The sequence below is a fragment of the Arthrobacter sp. RT-1 genome (assembly GCF_003367205.1).
Classification (GTDB): domain Bacteria; phylum Actinomycetota; class Actinomycetes; order Actinomycetales; family Micrococcaceae; genus Arthrobacter.
Window position 1 is genome coordinate 53988 of sequence record NZ_QRGQ01000011.1, and the last position, 22777, is coordinate 76764.

A 22777-nucleotide genomic window follows, 5' to 3' on the forward strand; every position below is an offset into this window, starting at 1 on the left:
CTAATGCTTTCTCGATGGTGGCCTCAGCGGCCGTTTATTGGTCATCTCTGACGCTAAGGGGACCCACTGACATTCCTGCCGGATGACGACGGCTATGTGGATAACCCGTTATGGAAAGCATAGCTTTATCCGAACAGGTATTCGAACAGCGGCGCGGCGTGTCAGGGAAATACCGGTGACGGACAACCGGCAGGGACTGCTAGTCCCGAAGGGGTTTGATGTCGCGTCCCAGCCGCCGTTCCGCGGGAACATCCTGGACATCGCAGACGGCGAGCCACACCTTGCGCGGTTCCACACCGGCGGCCAGTGCCTGGTCTGCAGTCCGGCTGCCTACGCCGGCGAGGACCAGGGTGCTGCTCAGCACGCGGGAGTACCCTGCACCGAATTCGTCATCCATGAGCCGCCAGTAGTCGCTGATTCGCATCCGAAAATTCTCTCACGCTCCGGGACCCTAGAATTGTTGCCATGAGCAACTCCCCCGATGCACTGCCGGACAGCCGCCCGGACGAAGCGACAGTCGATGCTGCGCTGCAGAACGTCGAACACCAGATCAGCCTGTTCTGGCGCCGGACGCGTGCCATCTCCAACCAGCTGTCCCGCCAGGTCCACCCGGACATGGAGCCGGCAGCCTACGGCCTGCTGACCGTCATCCGGCGCGAGGGCCCCATCCGCCTCACCGACCTTGCCATGAACATCGGCGTGGGCAAGCCGTCCATCAGCCGCCAGATCGCGTTCCTCGAAAGCATCGGGCTGGTGTCCAAAGAGGCAGACCCGCTGGACGGCCGGGCGCAGTCGATCCGGCTCACGCCCAAGGGCGAGGAGAAGATGCACCAGGTTCAGGATGCCCGGCGGCAGGTTTTCCGTGAGCGCCTGGGCGAATGGCCGGTGCAGGACCTGGAAGAACTGGCGCGCTACATGGCGATGCTGAACTCCACTTACGAGCGGGACGGGTTCCCCAAGGACGCGCCCGCATCAGCTGCAGGTCGGGACTGACGAACCGGTCCTATGCCGGACAGGAACGATGAAGCCCCTGGCCTGCGGCCAGGGGCTTCATGTATTCCAGGGCCCACTTCGGGTGGGGGCTGCCCTTAGCGGGCGCCGGAGAGAAGACCGGTGGAAAGTTCGTCGTTGAGCTCGTTGTTAAGGTCGCTTTCAAGGTCACGGCCGTAACGCTGGGAGAATTCCTGGGGAACGGTGTCCGGAACGGCAACGCCTTCGGCTACTGCCACACGGTCGCTGACCTCGCGGAGCATGCTGGACAACGGAACATCCAGGGCCGAGCAGATCGAGGACAAAAGCTCGGATGACGCTTCCTTCTGGCCGCGCTCCACTTCACTGAGGTATCCCAGGGAGACACGGGCGCTGTGCGAAACTTCACGGAGCGTGCGCCCCTGACGCTGGCGGACATCGCGCAGGACATCACCAATTTCGTGACGAAGTACAACCATCTTGCGCTCCTTCTGTTCGCTCTTAGCCTGATCGGCGAGGCCCACATCCTTCCAGCGGACAACGCCGTTTACGGATACGGGCTGCTTTACCATCTGTATCGCCTTGCTCCCTCATTGGTCAGGTCCGCCGTGGGGCGAACCGTCGTGGTGTTTTCATCCTAGGCGCCTCCGCTCTTCGGAAGCGACACAATGTAATAACTAATCGGTACCGGCTTTTGTTCCCGGTAACTTTACGCCCGGTAACTTCGCCTGGACAAGGGCAGCCGGAACCCGGGTCAGGACGACAGCGCTTCGAGCAGCCGTTCAAGGGCAGCGCCGCATGCCTGTCCACGGATCTCAGCCCGGTTGCCGTCAAAAACATACTCGAAGGCTGACGTGCCGGCGGCAGTGGCGATACCGATGTACACAGTGCCCACCGGCTTCCCATCGTGACCTTCCGGACCGGCTACCCCGGTTGTGGAAAGACCAACATCGGCGCCCAGCACCGTGCGGGCTCCGGCCGCCATGGCGCCTGCAACGTCCCCGTCCACGGACCCAACACTGGCCAGCAGGGCCGACGGGACGTTCAGGACTGATTGCTTGACGGAATTCTGGTAGGCGACGACGCCGCCCTGGAGCATGCCGGAAGCCCCGGGGGTATCGGCCAGGACGGCCGACACCATGCCCGCGGTCAGCGACTCGGCAGTGCCTACGGTACGCCCGGATTCAAGGGCCTGCCGCACTGCCTGCTGGGCGAGGTGGTGAAGGTTCGTCATGGCTGTTCCTGTCCCTGGTCGGGCCTTGCCTGCAGCTTCCCCTTGGCCCGGAGGCGCAGCGCTTCAACAACATATTCGACGCCCGTCCAGACGGTGATGATGACAGCAGCCATCATGACGGCGAACGCAACCCAGGCCAGCCAGGGGGCGAAGGCACCCAGCGGCAGGAGGTAGAGGAAGATCGCCGCGGTCTGCACCACGGTCTTGAGCTTGCCGCCGCGGGACGCGGGGATGACGCCGTAACGGATGACGAAGAAGCGCAGGCCGGTGATGCCCCATTCACGGACCAGGATCACCAGGGTGATCCACCACGGCAGTTCGCCCAGAACCGACAGCATGACCAGGGCAGACCCGGTAAGGAGCTTGTCCGCGATGGGATCGGCAATCTTGCCAAAGTCCGTGACGAGGTTCCGGCTCCTGGCGATGTCGCCGTCGAGCTTGTCTGTGTAGATTGCGACGGCGAACGCCAGCACCGCCGCCCAGCGCCACAGCCCGGACTCGCTGCGCAGGCCGGGCGCATCGGCCAGGAGGAACCAGACGAAAAACGGCACCAGCGCGATGCGGAGCATGGTCAGGACGTTGGGGAGGTTCCAGACCCCGGCACGGCCTGGGCCGGCGGCGGTTGCATCGGTGCTAGTCACGTTCTTAGGCTACCGTCTTTGGGGCTAGCGTCCGGTGAGGGACCAGGCGTCTTCGGACCCGTCGTCGTCGTCGCCGTAGCCCCCGGGTGCCGTATCCGACCCGTCGTAATATTCGACGTTCTGCTTCCGCTGGTCCAGGTCCGCCGCCACCAGGTCCTCGGCATAGCCGCCCTGGGCGATGTTCGCATTGGCGTTGTCACTCAGGGCGGCGGTCTGTGCGTCCGCCGAGGCCGGAGCCTCCTGGCCCTTCATGGCTGCGAGGACGGCAGCGAGGTCATCCGGCTTCACCAGCACGTCGCGGGCCTTCGATCCTTCGGAGGGTCCCACCACTCCCCTGGACTCCAGCAGGTCCATGAGCCGGCCGGCCTTCGCGAACCCGACGCGCAGCTTGCGCTGAAGCATGGACGTGGACCCGAACTGGGTGGTGACCACAAGTTCGGTGGCCTGCAGCAGCACCTCGAGGTCGTCCCCGATGTCGTCGTCGATTTGCTTCTTTTCCGCCTCCGGGGCGACGTCGTCACGGTAAACGGCCTGGAGCTGTCCCTTGACGTGCTCCACCACCTTGTGAATTTCGGATTCCGTCACCCAGGCGCCCTGGACGCGCATCGCCTTGGAAGCACCCATGGGCAGGAAGAGGGCGTCGCCCTGGCCAATCAGTTTTTCGGCTCCGGGCTGGTCGAGGACCACGCGGGAGTCGGTCACAGAGGACGTCGCAAACGCCATGCGGGAGGGCACGTTGGCCTTGATCAGGCCGGTCACCACGTCTACTGAGGGCCGCTGGGTGGCCAGGACCAGGTGGATGCCGGCAGCACGGGCCAGCTGGGTGATGCGGACGATCGAGTCTTCAACGTCGCGCGGCGCCACCATCATGAGGTCGGCGAGTTCGTCCACAATCACCAGCAGGTATGGGTAGGGACGGATGACCCGCTTGGAATCCACGGGGGGCTGGACCTTGCCGGCGCGCACCGCTTTGTTGAAGTCGTCGATGTGCTTGAACCCGTAGTTGGCGAGGTCGTCGTAGCGGGCATCCATCTCACGGACCACCCACTGCAGGGCCTCCGCCGCTTTCTTGGGGTTGGTGATGATGGGTGTGATGAGGTGCGGAACGCCTTCGTAGGCGGTCAGTTCCACGCGCTTGGGGTCCACCATCACCATGCGCACCTCGTCCGGGGTGGCGCGCATGAGGATGGAGGTGATCATGGAGTTCACGAAGGATGACTTACCGGCACCGGTGGCGCCCGCCACCAGGAGGTGGGGCATCTTGGCCAGGTTGGCCACAACGTAGCCGCCTTCCACGTCTTTGCCCACGCCCATGACCATGGGGTGGTCGGTCCGGCGGGCGTTCTGGCTGCGGAGGACGTCGCCGAGGGAGACGGTCTCGCGGTCAGTGTTGGGGATTTCGATGCCGATGGCAGACTTCCCCGGGATGGGGCTCAGGATCCGGACGTCGCTGGAAGCCACGGCATAGGAGATGTTCTTGGACAGCGCCGTGACCCGCTCCACCTTGGTGCCGGGCGACAGTTCGATTTCGTACCGGGTGACGGTGGGGCCGCGGCTGAAGCCGGTCACCTGGGCCTCGACGTTGAACTGCTGGAGGGTGTCGGTCAGGGCAGCGACGACGGCGTCATTGGCTTCGGTGCGTTCCTTCGGGATGGATCCCGGCGTCAGGTAGTCCGAAGCAGGCAGGGTGTAGGTGACGTCGCCGGCAAGGGACAGCTGCTCGGTGCGCTGCGGGATGGGAACGGGCGGCGGCGCGGGAGCCACCGGCGTCGAGGGCACGGACGGTACGGCCGAAGCCGGCGGGCGACCGGGAGCAGGAGTACCGGGAGCGGACATGCCGGGCGTGATCAGCGGAATCGCTTCGGTGGCGTTCTCCGCTGCGGCCGCGGAGGCGCCGAGGCCCTGGGCCGCCTTGATCTTTTCGACGGCGATCTCCGCCTGGGTGGGCCGGCGGACGCCGGGCGCGGGACGCGGCGGCTGCGGATCGTCGTCGTCGTCGTCATCGATGACGGCGTGCTCGAAGGCTTCGTCGCCCACGTAGCCTTCCAGGCCGGCGTCGGGCTCTTCGTCCTTGCCGAACAGGCGGCGCTTCTTCTTTTTGGGTGCGGCGGGAGGTGTGCGCTCCAGGTAGCTGCGGTCGTGTGTGTCCTTGGACTGCTCGTGGTCCATCAGGTCGATGCCCATCAGGTGCTCGTAGGCTCCGCGCAGCCGCCGCGGGATGGCCGTGAACGGCGTGGCGGTGATGATCAGCAGGGACACGAAGGCAAGGAGTCCGTAGAGAACCAGTGGGACGGCGGCGTGGATGGCCGCGAGCGGGGTGGCTGCCAGGAAGCCCATCATTCCGCCGGCCTGGCGCAGGCCGTCAAAGCCTTGGGCCACGGTGGGCTGGCCGCCCAGGACGTGCGCAAGGCCGCAGCCGGCGAATGTCATGACAAGGAAGCCGATGCCCACCCTGTTGTTGCCGCGCCCGTCGGAGGGCTGCCGGAACAGCCTGAAGGCGCAGACGAACAGCATCAGCGGGAGCAGCAGGGACATCCAGCCGAAGGTGCCGTTGACCACGGCATAGACAGCATCAGGGAACCAGCCTGTCAGGCCCCACCAGGCGAAGGTGGCGATGAAGACGCCGAGGGCAAGGTTGAACAGTGCTGCACCGTCGCGCCGTTCCTCGGCGGGAAGGTCGCTGACGTCATGGCCGATGCGGCGGATTCCCCCGCCCACCAGGTGTCCAATGGCCAGCCAGGCGCCGCCCACCACCCGCAGCAGCCACGGCTGGTGGTGTTCGACGGCGGGAAGCTGGCGGGTGCGGGCCGTGCTGGAGGAGCCCCCGGACCTGCTGGATTTGGCTGCTGCCGACCCGGAACCGCGGCCTGTGGACCCGGCGGATTTAGTGCCGGAGCTGCCCCTGGCTGTTCCACTGCGCGCGGAAGTAGTACGTGTGGCCATGATAGCCACGCTACCGGAACCGGGCCGGAATTCCGCGGATTTCCGGGCGGCTGGTCCTGCCTGGCCGCTACGCGGTGGAACTTTTGGACGCGAAGGGCCCGGTTCCGCAGGAACCGGGCCCTTTCGGGTACGTCACCAGGGCGCTGCCGTGGGGGCAGCGCTTTTTGTCAGGCCTCGAGCACCACGGGGATGATCATGGGGCGGCGGCGCAGTTTCCGGTTGACCCACGTGCCAACTACCCGGCGGACTACCTGCTGGAGCTGGTGGCTGGTGTGGTCCGCGTGGTTGAGGACGGCTTCCTCAAGGGCTGCGTTGATCTTCGGGATGATGTCGTCAAACACCGAGTCATCCTCTGCCACGCCGCGTGCGTGGATTTCAGGTCCGGACACCACCTTGCCGGTGGTCCGGTTGATGACGGTGATGATCGAGATGAAGCCCTCGTCGCCGAGGATGCGGCGGTCCTTGAGGTCGGCGTCGGTGATTTCGCCCACGCTGGAGCCGTCCACGTAGACGAAGCCCACCTCGACCTGGCCCACCACGTCTGCCCGGTGGTCCTTGAGATCGATGACCGTGCCGTTGTCCGCAAGGATGACGCTTGCCTCCGGAACGCCGGACTCGATGGCGATCTTGCCATTGGCGATCAGGTGCCGGGTTTCGCCGTGCACCGGCATGGCGTTGAGCGGCTCGAGGATGTTGTAGCAGTACAGGAGTTCCCCGGCCGCGGCGTGGCCGGAGACGTGGACCTTCGCGTTGCCCTTGTGGATCACGTCGGCGCCGAGCTTCAGGAGCCCGTTGATGATCCGGAACACGGCGTTTTCGTTGCCGGGGATCAGGCTGGAGGCCAGGATGACGGTGTCACCGTCCCCCACCACCACCCGGTGGTCTCCATTGGCCATCCTGGACAGCGCGGCCATCGGCTCGCCCTGGGAACCGGTGGACATCAGCACCACGCGGTTGTCCGGCAGGTTGTCGATGTTTTTGATGTCCACGATCAGCCCCGGCGGCACATCCAGGTAGCCGAGCTTCTCGGCGATGGCCATGTTGCGGACCATCGACCGCCCCACGAACGCCACCTTGCGGTTGTGCTTCGCCGCCGCGTCAAGGACCTGCTGGACCCGGTGGACGTGCGAGGAGAAGGACGCCACGATGATGCGCTTGGTGGCCTGGCCGAAGAGCCGTTCCAGCGTGGGGCCGATTTCCTTTTCCGCGGTGGTGAAGCCGGGAATGTCGGCGTTGGTGGAGTCGGACATAAAAAGGTCCACGCCCTCTTCGCCGAGCTTGGCGAAGTGCCGCAGGTCGGTGATGCGGCCGTCAAGCGGCAGCTGGTCCATCTTGAAGTCGCCCGTGTGCAGGACGGTGCCGCCTGCGGTGCGGATGAACACGGCCAGCGCGTCCGGGATGGAGTGGTTGACAGCCACGAACTCGCACTCGAACGGCCCGAACTTTTCAACCTGGCCTTCCTCCACTGTGAGGGTGTAAGGCCGGATGCGGTGTTCCTGCAGTTTCGCCTCGATCAGGGCGAGGGTCAGCTGAGAGCCCACCAGGGGGATGTCGTTGCGGAGCCGCAGCAGGTACGGGACAGCGCCGATGTGGTCCTCGTGGCCGTGCGTGAGGACGACGGCGACGATGTCGTCCAGCCGGTCTTCGATGTAGGAGAAATCAGGCAGGATCAGGTCGACGCCGGGCTGGGTTTCCTCCGGGAAGAGGACGCCGCAGTCCACGATCAGCAGTTTGCCGTCGATTTCGAACACAGCCATGTTCCGGCCGATTTCCCCCAGTCCGCCGAGCGGAACGATCCGCAGCGTGCCCTGGGGCAGGCGCGGAGGGGTGACAAGGCCGGTTAGGGCGATTTGGGTCATATTGCACTACTTTCCAGGCGGAAGGGTGCCGGTCTCCGCCGTCAGGAGTAGACCAGCCCCGCTTCCGCCAAATCCCCGCGGATGATTTCGATCTCGGCTTCGTCCGGCTCCACGAGGGGCAAACGGACAATCGAGTTGGGCAGGACTCCCTGCCATTTAAGAATCTGCTTGGCCGCCACGGCACCCTGGACGCGGGTCATGGTTGCGCGGACTACCGGCTGGAGTTCGAAGTTGATCTTCCGGGCGGTTCCGAGGTCGTTGGCGTTGACGGCATCGATGAGTTCGCGGAAGCGCCGCGTGGCCACGTGCGTTGTGACGCCCACCAGTCCCACGGCGCCCAGCGCCATCCAGGGAAGGGTCAGTCCGTCATCGCCGGAGTAGAAGAGGAGGTCCGTTTCGGCCATTACGCGGGTGGCGGCGACGAAGTCGGCCTTGGCGTCCTTGACGGCCACGATGTTGGGGTGCTGCGCCAGGCGGATCATGGTGTCGGGTTCGATCGCGATGGAGGAGCGGCCCGGGATGTCGTACAGCATGACGGGCACGTCGACGGCGGAGGCGACCGTTTCGAAGTGGGCGCGGACGCCTGCCTGGCTGGGCTTGTTGTAGTACGGGGTGACCAGCAGGAGGCCGTCGACGCCGAGGGCTGCGGCCTGCTGGGACAGGTGCACGGAGTGTGCGGTGTCGTTGGTTCCGGTGCCGGCGATGATGGCCGCCCGTCCGCCCACGGCTTCCTTGACGGCCCGGAACATGCCCAGGTTCTCTTCGTCCGTGAGGGTGGAGGTCTCGCCGGTGGTTCCGGTGACCACCAGGCCGTCGCAGCCGTCGTCCACCAGTTTGGTGGCCAGTGCCGCTGCCTGCCCGTAGTCCACGGCGCCGTCCTTGGTGAACGGCGTGACCATGGCGGTCAGGAGGGTACCGAGGGCAGGGATGTGCGCGGAAGAGTCAGCCATGGAAAAAACGTTACCCTGTCCCCGGCTGGTTAGGACAATGCCACGGGCGTGATGAACGTCAAATTAGGGGTTGCCGGGCGTCGAAACGCCACGGATGGTCCGGTATCTCGTCACGACGCTCCTTTGCAGGAGGCAGGTCACCACTTCGGTCCGCGTTCCTGACGCACTCGCCAGGGGCAGGCCGTCGGGACTCCACACGCCGCTCAGTCCGCAGGACTCCCCCACTGTCGTACTGCCGCCCAGGTTGGCGAGGAGCGTAAACATGCGGTAGTCCATGGCACGGGCGCCGAGTTGCAGGGCAAGCCGGTGCTCCTCGTTTCTGGTGTACAGCGCGGAGACGCAGTACACGTCCGCCCCGGCGTCGGCGGCCGTGGCGGCATGGGCCGGAACGGCGGCATCAAAGCACAGTGCCAGGGCGATCCGCCAGCCGTCCACCTCGATGAGGCCTGCTCCGTTTCCCGGTACGAACAGGTCCCGCTCCTGACCGTGCAGGTGGGTCTTGAATGCTGTTTCGGTACTGCCGTCCGGGTGCAGTACCAGCGAGGCCAGCCGCTTGGTACCGTCGGCTTCCCGGAAGGGAGCGCCCACCACAGCGGTGATTCCCGTCCGGCGGCAGATTTCACGAACGGGGCTGAGGCGGGAGTCGTCGGTTGTCAGCCATGAGTCCGGGGCCGCGAGCTGGTCCAGGCGGTAACCGGTCAGGGACAGTTCAGGGAAGAGGACCAGCCGGGAACCGTGAGCATCGGCATCCTCGATGAGGCGCACATGCTCCGCGATATTTTCCTGGATTTCCCCGGCCACCGCCCCGCGCCGGAAAGATATGTGCCGGACGTGTTCGTGCTCGTGCTCGACGACGCCTTCAGAACGGACGGGTTCATATTGGACAACAGCAACAGGGAGTGTCTCGGTCACCACTTCATCCTAGGAGTTCATCAGGCGGCAGGGCCCCCTCCCTCCCCCGGCACTTCCCCCGGCGCATGGCAGTACCGGCCCACCGCGGCCTGCCTCAGGCCCTCAGCCCAGTCGGCCAGCCGCTGGGCCGCCCTGACGTAGTGGAACAACTCCAGCGGAGTGAGTGCGTCGATGTCCGTTTCGGCGAGGCGGCGGGCAAGCTCGGCGCCCTCGGGCTGGGAGGACAGGCTGATGCCTTCCTGTTCCCACTGAATGTCTTCTGCAGGCCGTCCGGCGACCAGCTGCCGGAAGAGGAAGTCCACGACGCCCGGGCTCATGGCCTTCAGGAGTCCGGTGCTGCCTGGGTCGGAACTGTCCCGTCCGGCGCCGGGGGTTCCGTGTGATGGGGTGTGCATGCCGCCCATCCTATTCGAACATATATTCGAACACAAGAGTTCCGCGTCGGCCGTAGGAGGCCTCCAGCCGAGGCTCTTCAGCTCTTGACAGAAGGGTTCATAGGCAGGTGTGAGACTATCTGGTCATGACGTCCCGCACTCCCGCCAGAGCATCCCGGAAGACGGCAGGACCGTCCGTGCAGGCACGGCTCCAAGGTATTGACGCCGCCCGGGGGCTTGCCCTGCTGGGCATGATGGCCACGCACCTGCTGCCCACCTTCGAGTCGAACGCCGATCTCACACCTACATGGATCGGCCTGACATTCTCCGGTCGGGCGGCCGCCCTGTTCGCGGTGCTGGCGGGGGTGGGACTGGCGCTGTCCACCGGGAAGCACAAGCCCGTGGCCGGTCCGGAACTGTCAGCAGCCCGGCGCGGCGTGGCCTTGCGCGCCCTGGTGATTGCCGCCGTCGGGCTCACCCTGGGCGGCGTGGAAGTGAACCTGGCCATCATCCTGGTCCATTACGCCGTACTGTTCCTCTGCGTCCTGCCCTTCCTGGGCCTGGAGATCAAACGCCTCTGCGCCTGGGCCGCCGGCTGGATCCTGGCGTCCCCGGTGCTGGCCTACCTCCTGCGGCCATGGCTGCTCGCCGCGGAGCCTCCCCTGAAGCTGGGGCACAACCCGTCCTGGGAGGATCTGGCCACTCCCTCCCGCCTGCTCGCCGACCTGTTCTTTACCGGTTACTACCCGGTGTTCCAGTGGCTGTCGTACCTGCTGGTGGGGCTTGTCATCGGCCGGCTCATGCTCACCAAGGCGCTGGTTCCGGTGGTGCTGCTGGTGGCGGGAACGGCAGTGGCCGTCGCGGCAAAGGCCCTGGGCGTGATGGCCATGGAGAACTGGGGCGGCAGGGCTGCCTTGGAAGCGATCCTGAATTCGCCGGGTTACCCCCTGGACAGCGTCCTGCAGGTCAACCTGACCGGGATCCCGCAGGAAGGATCATGGTGGTGGCTGGCATCGGCGGCCCCGCATTCGGGAACCACGCTGGACCTGCTGCACACCTCGGCGGTGGCGGCGGCAGTGATCGGTGCGTGCCTGCTTCTGGGCCGGCTTGCCGAGTGGGTGGACCTGGACCTGCTGCTGCCGCTGCGCGGAGCCGGGGCCATGACCCTCACCCTGTACACCGTCCACGTCTGGGTGGTTTCAGGTTTCTACCTGAAGCCGCTGCCTGCCGGGTGGACCGAGGACGGGATGTACTTCGCCCATGCGGCCACCGCCATCATCGTGGGCATGGTGTTCGTCCTGCTGAAGTGGCGCGGCCCGCTGGAATGGCTGGGGCATGCAGCCAGCCAGGTGGGCAAGGGACAGTCCAAAGCCCTCCGGTAGGGCAGGACCCCCGGCCCCGACTAGGCGGGAACCTTCCCCTGGAACAGCCGGACGGCGTCGCGCATGGACGCCCTGGCCCGTTTGCGGTCGCCCGCAGCGTCGTAGGCGCAGCTCAGCCGGAACCAGGAACGCCAGTCGTCCGGGGCAGCCTCCGCCTCCGCACGGTACTTTTCAAACTCGGCATCGGCAGCCGCACGGACAATCCGTCCGGCGGGGGTGCGCGGCAGTTCGTCCACGGGCAGCCCGCCTTCAGCCTCCAGGACCTTTGCCATCTGTTCGGTGCGGGCACCGAACATCAGCTCGCGGATCAGGGCCCAGGCACCAATGACGGGCAGCACCAGGTAGGCGGCCCCGATGGCCTGTGCGGCCAGGTTGCTGTCCGTCAGGAGAAGGACCGAGCGCTGGAAGGACACCACCAGGTAGAAGACCAGCAGCAGCGTCACCGCCCCCACCCAGATCTTGGTGCGGTTCTTCCGGAAGGCCGCGAGGAACCCGCCCACGGCCTAAAGCCCCAGGTCCAGGTAGCCGTCCAGGCCCACCGTGAGGCCCGGGTGGCGTGCAACGTTGCGTACGCCGAGGAGGACGCCGGGCATAAAGGAAGCACGGTCGAAGGAGTCGTGGCGGAGGGTCAGCTGCTCGCCGGGACCGCCCAGGAGTACTTCCTGGTGCGCCACGAGCCCGCGGAGCCGCACGCTGTGGACCCGAACGCCGTCCACCTCGCAGCCCCTGGCGCCGGGTACTTCGCTGGTGGTGGCGTCCGGGCTGGGCGGGACCTGGGCTGCGCTGCGCTCGGCAGCGATCAATTGCGCAGTCCGGACAGCCGTGCCGGACGGCGCGTCCACCTTGTCCGGGTGGTGCAGCTCAATGATCTCCACGGATTCGAAGTACTTTGAGGCTTTCGCGGCGAACGCGGATGCCAGCACCGAGCCCAGGGCAAAGTTGGGCGCGATCAGCACGCCGGTTTCCGGGTGTTCCGCCAGCAGTGCTTCCAGCGCGGACAGGCGGCCGGCGTCCCAGCCCGTGGTGCCCACGACGGCGTGGATGCCATGTTCGACGGCGAAGCGGACGTTCGCCTCGGTGCTTTCCGGAACGGTCAGGTCAACCAGGAATTGGGCACCGGAAGCGGCCACCTGCTCCAGCGAATCGCCCCTCCCCAAGGCTGCGACCAGCTTCATGTCGGGGGCGGCTTCAACGGCTTTTACGGCTTCGGCGCCCATACGTCCGTTGGCGCCCAGGACGGCCACCAGTTTGGGATCGGGAAGTTGTTCGGTCATGGCGTTAAGCCTACCGGCGTGCCGCACACGCCAAGGAACCTGGAGCGTGCGTTACCTCGCAGGAAGCGTCAGCTTCCCGCGCCCACCCATTCCACGGTTCCGTCTGAAAAGAACTGTTCCTTCCAGATGGGCACCTGTTCCTTGATCCGGTCCACCAGTTCCGAGCACACGGCAAAGGCCTGGCCGCGGTGGGCAGCGGAAACGGCACACACCAGGGCGGGATCGCCGATCTCCAGCATGCCAATGCGGTGCGCGGCCCAGATGCGGACCGGCGGGGTGTCAGTTCCGGTTCCGGATGCCTGCTGCTCCGCCACGAGCCGCGCGACGACGTCGGCCATCACCTCGTGTGCCGTGGGGTGCGCGCTGTAGCTGAGGCGGTCCACCGGCTTCCCGCCGTCGTGGTTCCGCACCACGCCGCTGAAGCTGACCACGGCGCCGGCGGTGTCGCTTTCCACGGCGGCGATGGCCTGGTCCACGGAGATGGGTTCCGCACTCAGGACTGCAGAAACTACCTCGAATGCTGATTCAGTGCCCATGTCCGCCTTCCAGCTGGTCGCAGAGGTGCCCGATCACCGGGTCCAGGACGCTTAGTCCGTCCATGACCCCTTTCGGTGATCCGGGGAGATTGATGATGAACGTGCTTCCCGCGGCGCCCGCGTAACCGCGGCTCAAGGCGGCAAGCGGCGTTTTGGCCGCACCGGCGCGCCTGATGGCCTCCATGATCCCGGGAATCTCCCGGTCAAGCAGGGGCAGGGTGACATCGGGGGTGCGGTCATCCGGGCTCAGGCCCGTGCCGCCGCTGGTGATCACGACGGCGGGACGCTGGGTCAGCAGCGCCCGGATGGCGGCCCCCACGGGCTCGCCGTCGGGGACCACCATGGCCGGGAACACGTCAAAGCCGTGTTCGGTCAGCCAGTCGGTGATCACGGGGCCGGTTTCGTCGTCGTAAATCCCTGCCGCCGCCCGGGTGGACGCGATGACCACGCCGGCTTTCCGGCCCTGCACGTCACCGTGCCGGTGCGGCTCGGGGGCACCGTACGTCGTGGGGATGCTCGGGGTGGTCACAGTGCCCAGTCTCCGCTCTTGCCGCCGCTCTTGGCCAGCACCTTGATTTCGGTAAGGACCGCATGCTTGTCCACGGCCTTGATCATGTCGTACACACTCAGGGCGGCCACGGACGCCGCGGTAAGTGCTTCCATTTCCACACCGGTGACGCCACGGGTTTTCACGGTTGCCAGGATGGCGACGAAGTCCGCTGCCAACTCGAAGTCCACCGTCACTTTGGAGAGCGGCAGCGGATGGCACAGCGGGATCAGCTCCGGGGTCTTTTTGGCCGCCATGATGCCGGCCACCCGTGCGACGGCCAAGGCGTCTCCCTTGGGAAGGCCGCCGGAACCGAGGAGGGCCATCACCTCCGGCGTGGTCCGGACCATGGCGGTGGCCGTGGCCTCGCGGGTGGTTTCTGCCTTGGCGGAGACGTCCACCATCTGGGCACTGCCGTCCTGGCGCAGGTGCGTCAGCGCGGCGGGGGTCTGTTCTGAATTCACAGCATCCATACTTCCACCTCATCACCGGCGGCGAGCGCGGATACTCCTTCGGTTACATGGACGAGTGCGTTGGATCCAGCCAGGGCGTGCATGAGGTGCGAGCTTTCGCCGCCTTCGAGCTGCACTGTGCCGTCCGGCTGCAGGCTGCCGCGCCGCACCTGGTGCTTGTGTTCCGGGGACGTGAGCGCGTGGCGGAGCCGGGCGCGGAGAGGCAGCCGTGGTGCCGGTGCGCCGAGCAGCGCTGAGAGTGCCGGGCGGAGGAACATTTCGAAGGAGACCAGGCAGCTGACGGGGTTTCCAGGGAAGCCAAGGAACGGGATGCCGTCGAAGGTCCCGATCCCCTGCGGGCCGCCGGGCTGCATGGCCACGTGCAGGAAGTCGACCGGCTGGTCCGCCATCGCCTGCCGCACCACTTCGTAGGCGCCCTTGCTCACCCCGCCGGTGGTGACAATCAGGTCTGCGTCCACGCCCTGGCTCCGCAGCAGGTTCTGCAGTTCTTCGGGGTTGTCGGTGGAAATCCCGGCGCGCAGGACCCGCAGACCAGCCTGCTTCATGGCCGTTTCCAGGAGCGTCCCGTTCGCGTCATAGATCTTGCCGGCGGACAGTTCCAGGCCCGGTTCCACCACCTCGTCCCCGGTCGTCACCAGTAGCACCCTGACGGTTTGGTACACCGCCACCTCCGGGATGCCGAGGGCGGCGAGCAGCCCCAGCTGGGCCGGGCCCAGGAACGTGCCGGCAGCCAGGGCCCGCTCCCCCGCAGCGATGTCGCTTCCGGCCGCACGGACAAATGTTCCCGGTTCCGTGGCCGGCAGCCGCACCGCCGCTTCCTCCCCTGGTGCGAGGAAGCGGTCCGGAACGGCCCGTTCAATGGGTACGACGGCGTCAGCCCCCGCCGGGATCATGGCACCTGTCATGATGGGCGCCGCCATTCCCTGTGCCAGCGCGGCTGCCCCGGCCCCGGCCGGAACGGGGGCTGCGACACGCAACTCTGCGCCGCCGTCGGGCACGTCGCTGCACCGGATGGCGTAGCCGTCCATTTGGGAATTGGCGAAGGGCGGGAGGCTCACCGGCGCCAGGACTCCGTGCACGAGGCCCCTGCCCAGGGCTTGGGACAGGGGCAGGACCTCCGTGCGCGCCTGTGCTCCCAGGGGGCGGAGGAGTTCTGTGACGGCTGCCAGGTGGTCGGCGACGGACCGGGACCGGTGGGCGGCGTCCCGGTGCACTGCTTCATGGAGGTGGCCGTGCGGGTGCGGGCTGGTCATGGGTACGCCTTCGGTTGCGGCCGTCAGGATTTCACGTCCACTCTAACGGTGTGGAACCCCGTGGCTCCGTCCGGCGCGACCGGCCGTGCTTGCTCGTCCTGCGCTGTGCCGCGAAGGTCGGTGGCGCGGACCTGGACTTCGTACTGCCCCGGGTTAAGGTCCACCCCGAGCTTCCATTGGTACCAGGTATCCACGGAAATACCGGGGGCAAGGCCGGCTTCCCGCCACGGCCCGCGGTTGATGCGAAGCTCCACTTTTTTGATGCCCGTATGCTGCGCCCAGGCGACGCCACCGAACATCACCGTCCCCGGCGCCACGGACCGCCGCCCGCCCGGGGGCACATCGATCCTGGACGACATCTTGATGGGCCCCCGTTCGGACCAGCCCCGGGGTGTCCAGTAGGCGGCATCGTCGGCGAACCTGGTGACTCTGAGTTCGGTGACCCACTTTGTCGCGGAGACGTACCCGTACAGCCCCGGCACCACCAGGCGGACGGGGAATCCGTGTTCGAGCGGCAGGGGCTCGCCGTTCATGCCCACGGCCAGCAGGGCGTCCCTGCTGTCGGTGAGCACGTCCAGCGGGGTACCCGCAGTCCAGCCGTCGGTGCTGCGCGAAAGCACCATGTCGGCGCCCGGCTGCGGGCCTGCCAGGGCCAGCAGTTCGCGCACGGGCCAGCCCAGCCAGCGGGCGTTGCCGATCAGGTCCCCTCCCACCGTGTTGGACACGCAGGCGATGGTCACATGGCGTTCGATCAACGGTTTGGCCAGGAGCCCGGCGAGGTCCAACTCAATCTCGCGGTCCACCATGCCGGTGACTTTCAGGACCCAGGTGTCGGGATTGACCGCTGGCACGGACAAGGCAGTATCGATCCGGTAGAAGTCGCGGTTGGGAGTGACCAGTGGCTGCATCCCGTCCAGCCCGGCTTCAGCTCCGGCAGGGATGGGCGGCGCCGGAGATGCGGCCCTGGGAAGCTTTACACGTTCCCTCGCTTCGCTGACACCGGCAGTGGCGCCGCGCCACATACCTGCCAGGATTCCGCCGATCACCGTGGCTGCCGCACCTCCGGCCAGGTTTTGCAGGAAGCGCCGACGTGCGGTTCCGGGCATAACGGCGCTGTCACGCGCTTGGCCGGCCCATTCCTGCAGCCTGCGGATCAGGTATCCCAGCAGAAGTGCAGCAACGATCGCGGTAACGAGCGGCAGGGCCAGGGCTACGGGAGTCAAGTGGGCACGCGTCAGGACCGCCGCCACTCCCACCAGCCCGAACACGCCAACAATCACCACGCCGGCGTAGCGACGCCGGTCTTCCGCAGCTCCGGCCAGTGCGGCCAGGGCTGCGATGACCAGCCCCATGCCCACCAGGAGGGCAACCTTGTCCGCCGTCCCGAACAGCGCCACGGCCCAATCCTTGACGCCGGGCGGAACAGCGTCGATGACGGCGCCGCCCACCGCCGTCATCGGTGAGAATGAGGGGCTGAACACTCCCGCCAGGAGCTCCCCTGCCACCACAGCGGCACCCACCGCGACAGCACCGGCGGCAGCCGCAAAGCGGCGCCGGGAGTGTTGCGTTAACTCTTGGTGCCGGAGACTGCCGGTGCGCTCCCCAAGGCCCGTGCCGCCGTCGTGCGTTTCCTGCTGTGGCTGGGAGCTGTTCACACCTCCAGCATAGGTTCGCGGCTGGCGGGGAGCGCCGGCCCGTAGGGGATTCTGCCTGCAGCCCACTCCGTGGTCATCGGTGTGATCTACGGCCTATCGTGGCGTAGCCTGAATTCATGACTGTCCAGCTAGGAATGCCGCAGCCCCGGGAGGATGACCGGTCGGTCCCGGCTGCCCGCCCGGCGGATGCCGGGGCCGGGCTTGTGGACCGCTACGGGCGCCGGGCCACCGACATGCGGCTGTCCCTCACGGACAAATGCAACCTCCGCTGCACGTACTGCATGCCCGCCGAGGGGCTGGAATGGCTCGCGAAGCAGGCCGTCATGACAGCCGACGAGATCGTCCGGATTGTCCGGATCGGTGTGGACCACCTCGGCGTCCGCGAACTGCGGCTCACCGGCGGCGAACCGCTGGTCCGGCACGACCTGGTGGGCATCATCACGGAACTGCGTCGCAACCATCCCGCCCTGCCCATCTCCATGACAACCAACGCTGTGGGCCTGGCCAAGAAGGCGGCCTCCCTGAAGGCTGCCGGGTTGACTCGCATCAACGTGTCGCTGGACTCCCTGCACGAGGAAACTTTCACCAAACTGACCCGCCGGCCGTTCCTGGACCAGGTCCTGGCCGGCGTGGATGCCGCGTGGGCCGCCGGGCTGGGCCCGGTCAAGCTCAATGCCGTGCTGATGCGGGGCATCAATGATGCCGAAGCGCCGTCGCTGCTCGCCTGGGCGCTGGGGCGCGGGTACGAGCTGCGCTTCATCGAACAGATGCCGCTGGATGCCGACCACGGCTGGACGCGGCGGAATATGATCACGGCGGCGGAGATCCGCGGCCTGCTGTCCGCCGACTTCGTCCTCACCCCGGATCCCCGGGCCCGTGACGGCGCCCCTGCCGAACGCTTTGAAGTACGACGCCGGGTGGCCGGGACCGCTGATGCCACCGGTCCCGTGCTGGGAACCGTAGGAATTATCGCCTCAGTGACGGAGCCGTTCTGCTCGGACTGCCGCCGCACCCGGATTACAGCCGAGGGCAAGATCATGAGCTGCCTGTTCTCACGGGAAGAGTTCGACCTCCTGGGCCTCCTGCGGTCAGGTGCCGGCGACGATGACCTGGCACGGCGGTGGCAGGATGCCATGTGGATCAAACCAAAGGCCCACGGCATGGACCACGTGGGACTTGACGCTCCGGACTTCGTCCAGCCGGACCGCAGCATGAGCGCCATCGGGGGCTGAATTGTGATGAATGTACGTTACTTCGCTGCCGCGCGCGCTGCTGCGGGAGTTGAGGAAGAAAAGTTCGACCTGCCGGAAGGCGCTACCGTGGCGGAGCTGCTCGAAGCCGTCCTGTCCGTGGAGCGCCCTGAACCGCCTGCCGGTACTCCCCCGCTGGCCCGCATCCTGTCGCGCAGCAGCTTCCTGCTCAACGAGGTGGCGGTGCGCGACCAGTCAACCGTTGTGGGACCCGATGATGTGGTTGACGTGCTGCCTCCGTTCGCCGGCGGATAAAGCCCTCACCGCGCCGTATTTCTATAGTGGCGGTTTCCGTAGCGGCTCGATTTCCCAGCGGCTCGTGGCATATCCGCCCCTTGGTCATGCCGCGGATCCGCCCGACGGATTGCTGGCGGCCAGAATGTCAGTGCCTCCCGCGATGATTCCTGTATGGGAAACGGCAGGGGCTCCGGAGCTGACGGGACAGCGCTGTTGCCTGCCGTCGCAGCTGCTCCACTACAAATTGTCAGTGCCTCCCGCGATGATTCTTGTATGGGAAACGGCGCGGCCTTGTCAGCACCAATGGAGGGTATTTTTGCCACCACGGCTGCCATGAACGCGCTGTTCCTTGAAGAGGAAGCCCTTGCGGCTGCTTCACTGGGGGCTGATGGCGGCGACGGCATTGATCTGCTGGACCGGTTCTACCGGAACCGGTTGGAGCGGCTGGGCCTGGAAAAGCGACTCGAGGCGCAGGTCGCCGCGCTCAAGGCCCGCGATGCCGTCCAGTGCCTCGACCTGCAGCACGCCATGACGCCACCCGGCGCCTCCACCCACGACCGCACCTACACGGAAATATCGGCAGTGGAAGAAATCGCCGGGATCCTGACCGTCAGCTCCGGGGCAGCGGCCGCGTTCCTGGCCCAGTCCCGTCGGGTGTGCTCGCTGCCTACCGCCTTTGAGGCGCTGTCCACCGGGTCCCTTTCATGGCAGCACGCCCGGATCATCGCCGACGAAACCGAGAACCTGGACCACGCCGGCGCTGTGGCCTTGGCAGATCATTTCCTGGACCCGGATGCGCCGGATCCTGCGCGGGGCTGTCCGGCTGGGCAGCTGGTGCCTTCACGGTTGAGGTCAAAGGTGCGGGCTTGGCGGGAACGGCATCATCCGGAGTCGATCGAGAAACGGCATGCCAAGGGTGTTGCGGACCGGCGGGTCGAATTCACCCCTGACCGGGACGGCATGGCCTGGATCTCGGCCTACCTCCCGGCCGACTCCGCGTTGGCGGCCTGGAACAGAACCACGGCCATCGCCCGCGGCCTGCAAGGGCCCAACGAAACCCGAACCCTTACTCAGATCAAAGCTGACGAGTTCACCCGCCGCCTCCTCAGCACCGGCACCACCGCCACGGCGGCTGGCCGCACCGCGGGGGCCAGCGGGGCGGGGGTCAGCGGGGCGGACGACAGGATCCCGGACAGCAACAGCGCGGGCGCCTGCCACACCGGCATCCGCACCCCCGGGCGGGCTTCCCATGACAACGGTGCAGCTGTCCAACAACTCCCCGAAGGGTTCATCGGGCTTGCCACGCTCGATGGGTCCGACGAACCAGCAGCAGACCTCGGCATCCCCGACGCCCTGGCAGCGGCGTCCATGGAGGCGGGCAGCGCCGGCGACCACGGAACCACGAGCCTTAGCGATCCCGCAACCAGCGCGTTTCCCGGCGACCCGGAAGTCGGGAAGATTCCGACCCCGCGGGCGGACGTCATCGTCACCGTCCCCGTGTTCGCCCTGTTCGGCCACACCGACGAACCCGCCAGCCTCGACGGTTACGGCCCCATCCCCGCGTCCATGGCCCGCAAACTCCTCACGGAAGGCGCAGATTCCTTCACCCGCGTCCTCGTCGATCCACGCGACGGAGCACCCCTCGAAATAGGCCGCACCAGCTACCGGATCACCAAAGCAATGCGACAAGCCCTGACCCTCCGGGACGGCAAATGCACCTTCCCCGGCTGCAACAACAACGCCCTGGACAACGACGCCGACCACCTCACCGCGTGGCAAGACGGCGGAACAACCGGCATCAGCAACCTGGCACAACTCTGCCCAAAGCACCACCGCCTCAAACACAACAGCGGCTGGACACCCACAGAAGCAACAAAAACCAAACCACCAGGCTGGACCTCACCCACCGGCCGCCACTACACCAGCGAACAACCCGACCGGGAACAAACCATCTGGCCGGACAACATACTGGTTCAGGAAATGAATAACGTGCCGCACCTGCTGGAACCACCCTGTGAAGAACCAGAAGACAACAACCTCATCGACGCCGGCGACATCGCACCCTACGACCCCGCGTGGGACGACTTCTACGCCATGCCCATCGTCCTCCCACCGGACCCACAAAAGGACATGGCCCTGGAAAACTGGGACCTGGGGAACTGTATTCCGGTCCTGACGTGAATCCGTACTGGCGTGAACCTGGCGCCTCGCTCATCAGAAAGTGTCCTCGGGAACTTCGGCCGTCAGGCCCGCGTGAACGTTGAGGTCATGAACAGCGTGTAAGTCGAGCCTGTGCCATCAGCGCCGGCATTTTCAGCGCTCCCGCCGCCGGGTTGCGTCCTGGAAGGCCCGCGCGACCGGAGCTCCGTCACATGTATCAGGAGGTCACCGTCAAGGCGCACTGAGTGGCGGGTCCAGCCGGCACTGCCGTGGCGCTCCACACGAAGGACACCCCCTCGCCAGGTGCAGCGGTCCGGAACCGCCGGCACCGGACCTGTGGTGTCCGCGTGGTACCAGAGAACATCAGGATGGTCAGGGTCCACCGTGAACATGCCGTGGCCTTCGAAGTGCGTCCCGTCCGGCTCTCGGTGGCTATATGTTTGCACAACGCCGAACCCGCTGGCCACCCGAAGGTAGGTAACGTCGGCTTCCACGGTACGTTCCGGTCCCCACGGGCCGGCAGCCAGGCGCGTGCTCCCGCGCCAGTGGCCGAGGAGGCTGGACAGTGCCGGGTGATCATGGGGCGAAGGGGTTTCACTCATGCGTTCCACCCCTCACACCAGTTCCCACACCGCGCAGCAACGACGGATGGCCCCATCGTAAGCCCGCGCAGGCTCAACGCGTGTGACTTCGTTGTGAAGGTCAGAGACCGAAGGTTTCCGTTTCCTCGAACGGTCCAACCACAGTAACTGTCCGCGGGGCCGCCGCGAGCTCGGCTGCCAGGTCCTGGACCTGCTCGGCAGTCACCGCCTTGATGAGACGGAGCGTTTCGTCGATGTCCTGGTACTCACCGGAAACAAGTTCTGCGCGGCCCAGGCGGGACATCCGTGAACCGGTGTCCTCCAAGGCAAGCACGATGCCGCCGCACAGCTGGCCGACCGCCTTGCGGAGCTCGTCGTCGGAGATGCCGTGCTCCGCAAGCTTGTCCAGCTCAACGCCCAGCAGGTCCAGCACCTGCCGCACCTTGGACGGCGTGCACCCGGCGTACATGCCAAAGTAGCCGGCATCAGCGTAGGAGGACGCAAACGAATAGGTGGAGTAGACCAGGCCGCGCTTTTCGCGGATCTCCTGGAACAGCCTGGAGGACATGCCCCCGCCCAGGACAGCGTTCAGGACGCTCATCACGTAGCGGCGGTCATCGGTCGCGACGATGGTGGGGCAGCCCATGATGATGTTGGCCTGCTCCACAGCGCGCTTGACCACGTGCAGACCAGCGGTACCGGTAATGAGGGCGCGTTCGGTTGAGCGGCGCTTCACGGGTGAGGCGTTCGTCTCCAGGGACCAGCCGGCCGATTCAAGGGCGTCAACCACAAGGTCGCAGACGACGTCGTGGTCCAGCCCGCCGGCCGCGGTGATCACGAGTTCGTCCGGCCGGTAGTAGCGGCGGTAGTGCTCCCAGACGGAGTCCCGGGCAACAGCCTTGATCGCAGCGGGGGTTCCGCCGATGGGCCGGCCCAGGGGGTGGCTGCCAAGGACGGCCGAGACGAAGTGCTCATGGGCGACGTCCGTGGGGTCGTCGCTGTCCATGGCGATTTCCTCGAGGATGACGTCCCGTTCCTGCTCCATCTCGGCAGGGTCCAGGACTGCGCCGGTAATCATGTCCGCTATGACGTCGATGGCCATCGGCAGGTCCGTGTCGAGGACCCGGGCGAAGTAGCAGGTGCTTTCCTTCGCAGTGGCGGCGTTGGACTCGCCGCCCACCTCGTCGAAGGCTGACGCGATTTCCAGGGCGGTGCGGCGCTTGGTGCCCTTGAACAGCAGGTGTTCAAGGAAGTGGGTGGAGCCGTGCTGGCCCGGGGCCTCGTCGCGTGAACCGACGCCCACCCAGAAACCGATGGTGGCCGACCTCTGCCCGGGCATCGCCTCTGTCAGCACCCGCACTCCGCCGGGCAGCACCGAACGCCGGACTTCGGAGCCGCCGTCGGAACCGTGGACCAGGGTGTCGCCGCGATGGTTCTGCTCGAGAGGCAGGGGTACAACAGTCATTGAGGCCTTTCAAAAGGGGCAGCCGGGATCTGGCTGCCATCGTAACAGCGGCGGGGCCGGTGGATCATCCACCGGCCCCGCC

At 66.5% G+C, this 22777-nt stretch carries 23 protein-coding genes; 5 read left to right on the forward strand and 18 right to left on the reverse strand.

Annotation, left to right across the window (positions count from 1 at the left end; genetic code table 11):
* Positions 1-199: 199 nt before the first annotated feature.
* Positions 200-424: a DUF3046 domain-containing protein gene (locus tag DXK94_RS11035; RefSeq protein WP_115525025.1), complete on the reverse strand. Its 225-nt coding sequence runs from the start codon at positions 422-424 to the stop codon at positions 200-202.
* Positions 425-465: 41 nt separating this feature from the next.
* On the opposite strand from DXK94_RS11035, the gene DXK94_RS11040 reads away from it, so the two are divergent.
* The gene (locus DXK94_RS11040; protein WP_079595480.1) at positions 466-993 is read left to right on the forward strand and encodes a MarR family winged helix-turn-helix transcriptional regulator; all 528 of its coding nucleotides are present in this window, start codon (positions 466-468) and stop codon (positions 991-993) included.
* Positions 994-1088: 95 nt separating this feature from the next.
* Here the strand turns inward: DXK94_RS11040 and DXK94_RS11045 are convergent, their stop codons facing one another.
* The 8 genes from DXK94_RS11045 to DXK94_RS11080 form a co-directional block, all read right to left on the reverse strand.
* Complete coding sequence (locus DXK94_RS11045) at positions 1089-1541, reverse strand: helix-turn-helix domain-containing protein (protein ID WP_079595481.1); 453 nt, start codon at positions 1539-1541, stop codon at positions 1089-1091.
* A gap of 182 nt (positions 1542-1723) precedes the next feature.
* On the reverse strand, positions 1724-2203 hold the full coding sequence (locus DXK94_RS11050) for a CinA family protein (protein ID WP_115525026.1): 480 nt from the start codon (positions 2201-2203) through the stop codon (positions 1724-1726).
* Positions 2200-2844 carry a CDP-diacylglycerol--glycerol-3-phosphate 3-phosphatidyltransferase gene (gene pgsA, locus DXK94_RS11055; protein ID WP_079595483.1) on the reverse strand — a complete coding sequence of 215 codons (645 nt, stop codon included), beginning with the start codon at positions 2842-2844 and terminating at the stop codon, positions 2200-2202. The genes DXK94_RS11050 and pgsA overlap by 4 nt, the downstream gene beginning before the upstream one ends.
* 24 nt (positions 2845-2868) lie before the next feature.
* Positions 2869-5787, reverse strand: coding sequence for a DNA translocase FtsK (locus DXK94_RS11060; RefSeq protein WP_115525027.1), 2919 nt, complete (start codon positions 5785-5787; stop codon positions 2869-2871).
* 167 nt (positions 5788-5954) lie between these two features.
* Positions 5955-7646 (reverse strand): ribonuclease J, encoded by a 1692-nt coding sequence (locus DXK94_RS11065; RefSeq protein ID WP_079595485.1) that lies wholly within the window; start codon positions 7644-7646, stop codon positions 5955-5957.
* A gap of 41 nt (positions 7647-7687) precedes the next feature.
* Positions 7688-8596: a 4-hydroxy-tetrahydrodipicolinate synthase gene (gene dapA, locus DXK94_RS11070; protein WP_115525028.1), complete on the reverse strand. Its 909-nt coding sequence runs from the start codon at positions 8594-8596 to the stop codon at positions 7688-7690.
* A gap of 63 nt (positions 8597-8659) precedes the next feature.
* On the reverse strand, positions 8660-9508 hold the full coding sequence (locus tag DXK94_RS11075) for a carbon-nitrogen hydrolase family protein (protein WP_181884808.1): 849 nt from the start codon (positions 9506-9508) through the stop codon (positions 8660-8662).
* Between the two features lie 20 nt (positions 9509-9528).
* Positions 9529-9903, reverse strand: a complete 375-nt coding sequence (locus DXK94_RS11080; RefSeq protein ID WP_258868521.1) for a hypothetical protein — start codon at positions 9901-9903, stop codon at positions 9529-9531.
* 125 nt (positions 9904-10028) lie between these two features.
* Between DXK94_RS11080 and DXK94_RS11085 the strand changes: the two genes are divergently transcribed.
* Positions 10029-11264 carry a heparan-alpha-glucosaminide N-acetyltransferase domain-containing protein gene (locus tag DXK94_RS11085; RefSeq protein WP_115525030.1) on the forward strand — a complete coding sequence of 412 codons (1236 nt, stop codon included), beginning with the start codon at positions 10029-10031 and terminating at the stop codon, positions 11262-11264.
* A gap of 20 nt (positions 11265-11284) precedes the next feature.
* On the opposite strand, the gene DXK94_RS11090 is transcribed toward DXK94_RS11085, so the two are convergent.
* The 7 genes from DXK94_RS11090 to DXK94_RS11120 all read right to left on the reverse strand — a co-directional run bounded on the left by DXK94_RS11090 (position 11285) and on the right by DXK94_RS11120 (position 16804).
* Positions 11285-11764: a hypothetical protein gene (locus tag DXK94_RS11090; protein WP_115525031.1), complete on the reverse strand. Its 480-nt coding sequence runs from the start codon at positions 11762-11764 to the stop codon at positions 11285-11287.
* Between the two features lie 3 nt (positions 11765-11767).
* Positions 11768-12538 carry a 4-hydroxy-tetrahydrodipicolinate reductase gene (gene dapB, locus DXK94_RS11095; RefSeq protein WP_115525032.1) on the reverse strand — a complete coding sequence of 257 codons (771 nt, stop codon included), beginning with the start codon at positions 12536-12538 and terminating at the stop codon, positions 11768-11770.
* A 68-nt stretch (positions 12539-12606) separates the two neighbouring features.
* Positions 12607-13074 carry a molybdenum cofactor biosynthesis protein MoaE gene (locus tag DXK94_RS11100; RefSeq protein WP_115525033.1) on the reverse strand — a complete coding sequence of 156 codons (468 nt, stop codon included), beginning with the start codon at positions 13072-13074 and terminating at the stop codon, positions 12607-12609.
* Positions 13064-13603: a MogA/MoaB family molybdenum cofactor biosynthesis protein gene (locus tag DXK94_RS11105; RefSeq protein ID WP_395928984.1), complete on the reverse strand. Its 540-nt coding sequence runs from the start codon at positions 13601-13603 to the stop codon at positions 13064-13066. Before DXK94_RS11105 ends, DXK94_RS11100 begins: the two co-directional genes overlap by 11 nt.
* Positions 13600-14094, reverse strand: a complete 495-nt coding sequence (moaC, locus tag DXK94_RS11110) for a cyclic pyranopterin monophosphate synthase MoaC (RefSeq protein WP_115525034.1) — start codon at positions 14092-14094, stop codon at positions 13600-13602. Before moaC ends, DXK94_RS11105 begins: the two co-directional genes overlap by 4 nt.
* Entirely contained in the window at positions 14082-15347 is a 1266-nt protein-coding gene (gene glp / locus DXK94_RS11115) for a gephyrin-like molybdotransferase Glp (protein ID WP_115525035.1), read from the reverse strand. The genes moaC and glp overlap by 13 nt, the downstream gene beginning before the upstream one ends.
* Positions 15348-15370: 23 nt before the next feature.
* Complete coding sequence (locus DXK94_RS11120) at positions 15371-16804, reverse strand: molybdopterin-dependent oxidoreductase (RefSeq protein WP_115525046.1); 1434 nt, start codon at positions 16802-16804, stop codon at positions 15371-15373.
* Between the two features lie 314 nt (positions 16805-17118).
* On the opposite strand from DXK94_RS11120, the gene moaA reads away from it, so the two are divergent.
* From moaA to DXK94_RS21650, 3 genes are all read left to right on the forward strand, one after another.
* A complete protein-coding gene (gene moaA, locus DXK94_RS11125) occupies positions 17119-18234 on the forward strand; it encodes a GTP 3',8-cyclase MoaA (protein WP_181884809.1) in 1116 nt (371 codons plus the stop codon).
* A gap of 6 nt (positions 18235-18240) precedes the next feature.
* A complete protein-coding gene (locus DXK94_RS11130; protein WP_115525037.1) occupies positions 18241-18507 on the forward strand; it encodes a MoaD/ThiS family protein in 267 nt (88 codons plus the stop codon).
* Positions 18508-18762: 255 nt separating this feature from the next.
* Positions 18763-20670: a DUF222 domain-containing protein gene (locus tag DXK94_RS21650; RefSeq protein ID WP_395928989.1), complete on the forward strand. Its 1908-nt coding sequence runs from the start codon at positions 18763-18765 to the stop codon at positions 20668-20670.
* Positions 20671-20732: 62 nt separating this feature from the next.
* On the opposite strand, the gene DXK94_RS11145 is transcribed toward DXK94_RS21650, so the two are convergent.
* Positions 20733-21251: a DUF1579 family protein gene (locus DXK94_RS11145; RefSeq protein WP_115525038.1), complete on the reverse strand. Its 519-nt coding sequence runs from the start codon at positions 21249-21251 to the stop codon at positions 20733-20735.
* A gap of 100 nt (positions 21252-21351) precedes the next feature.
* Complete coding sequence (locus tag DXK94_RS11150) at positions 21352-22695, reverse strand: pitrilysin family protein (RefSeq protein ID WP_115525039.1); 1344 nt, start codon at positions 22693-22695, stop codon at positions 21352-21354.
* Positions 22696-22777 lie beyond the last annotated feature (82 nt).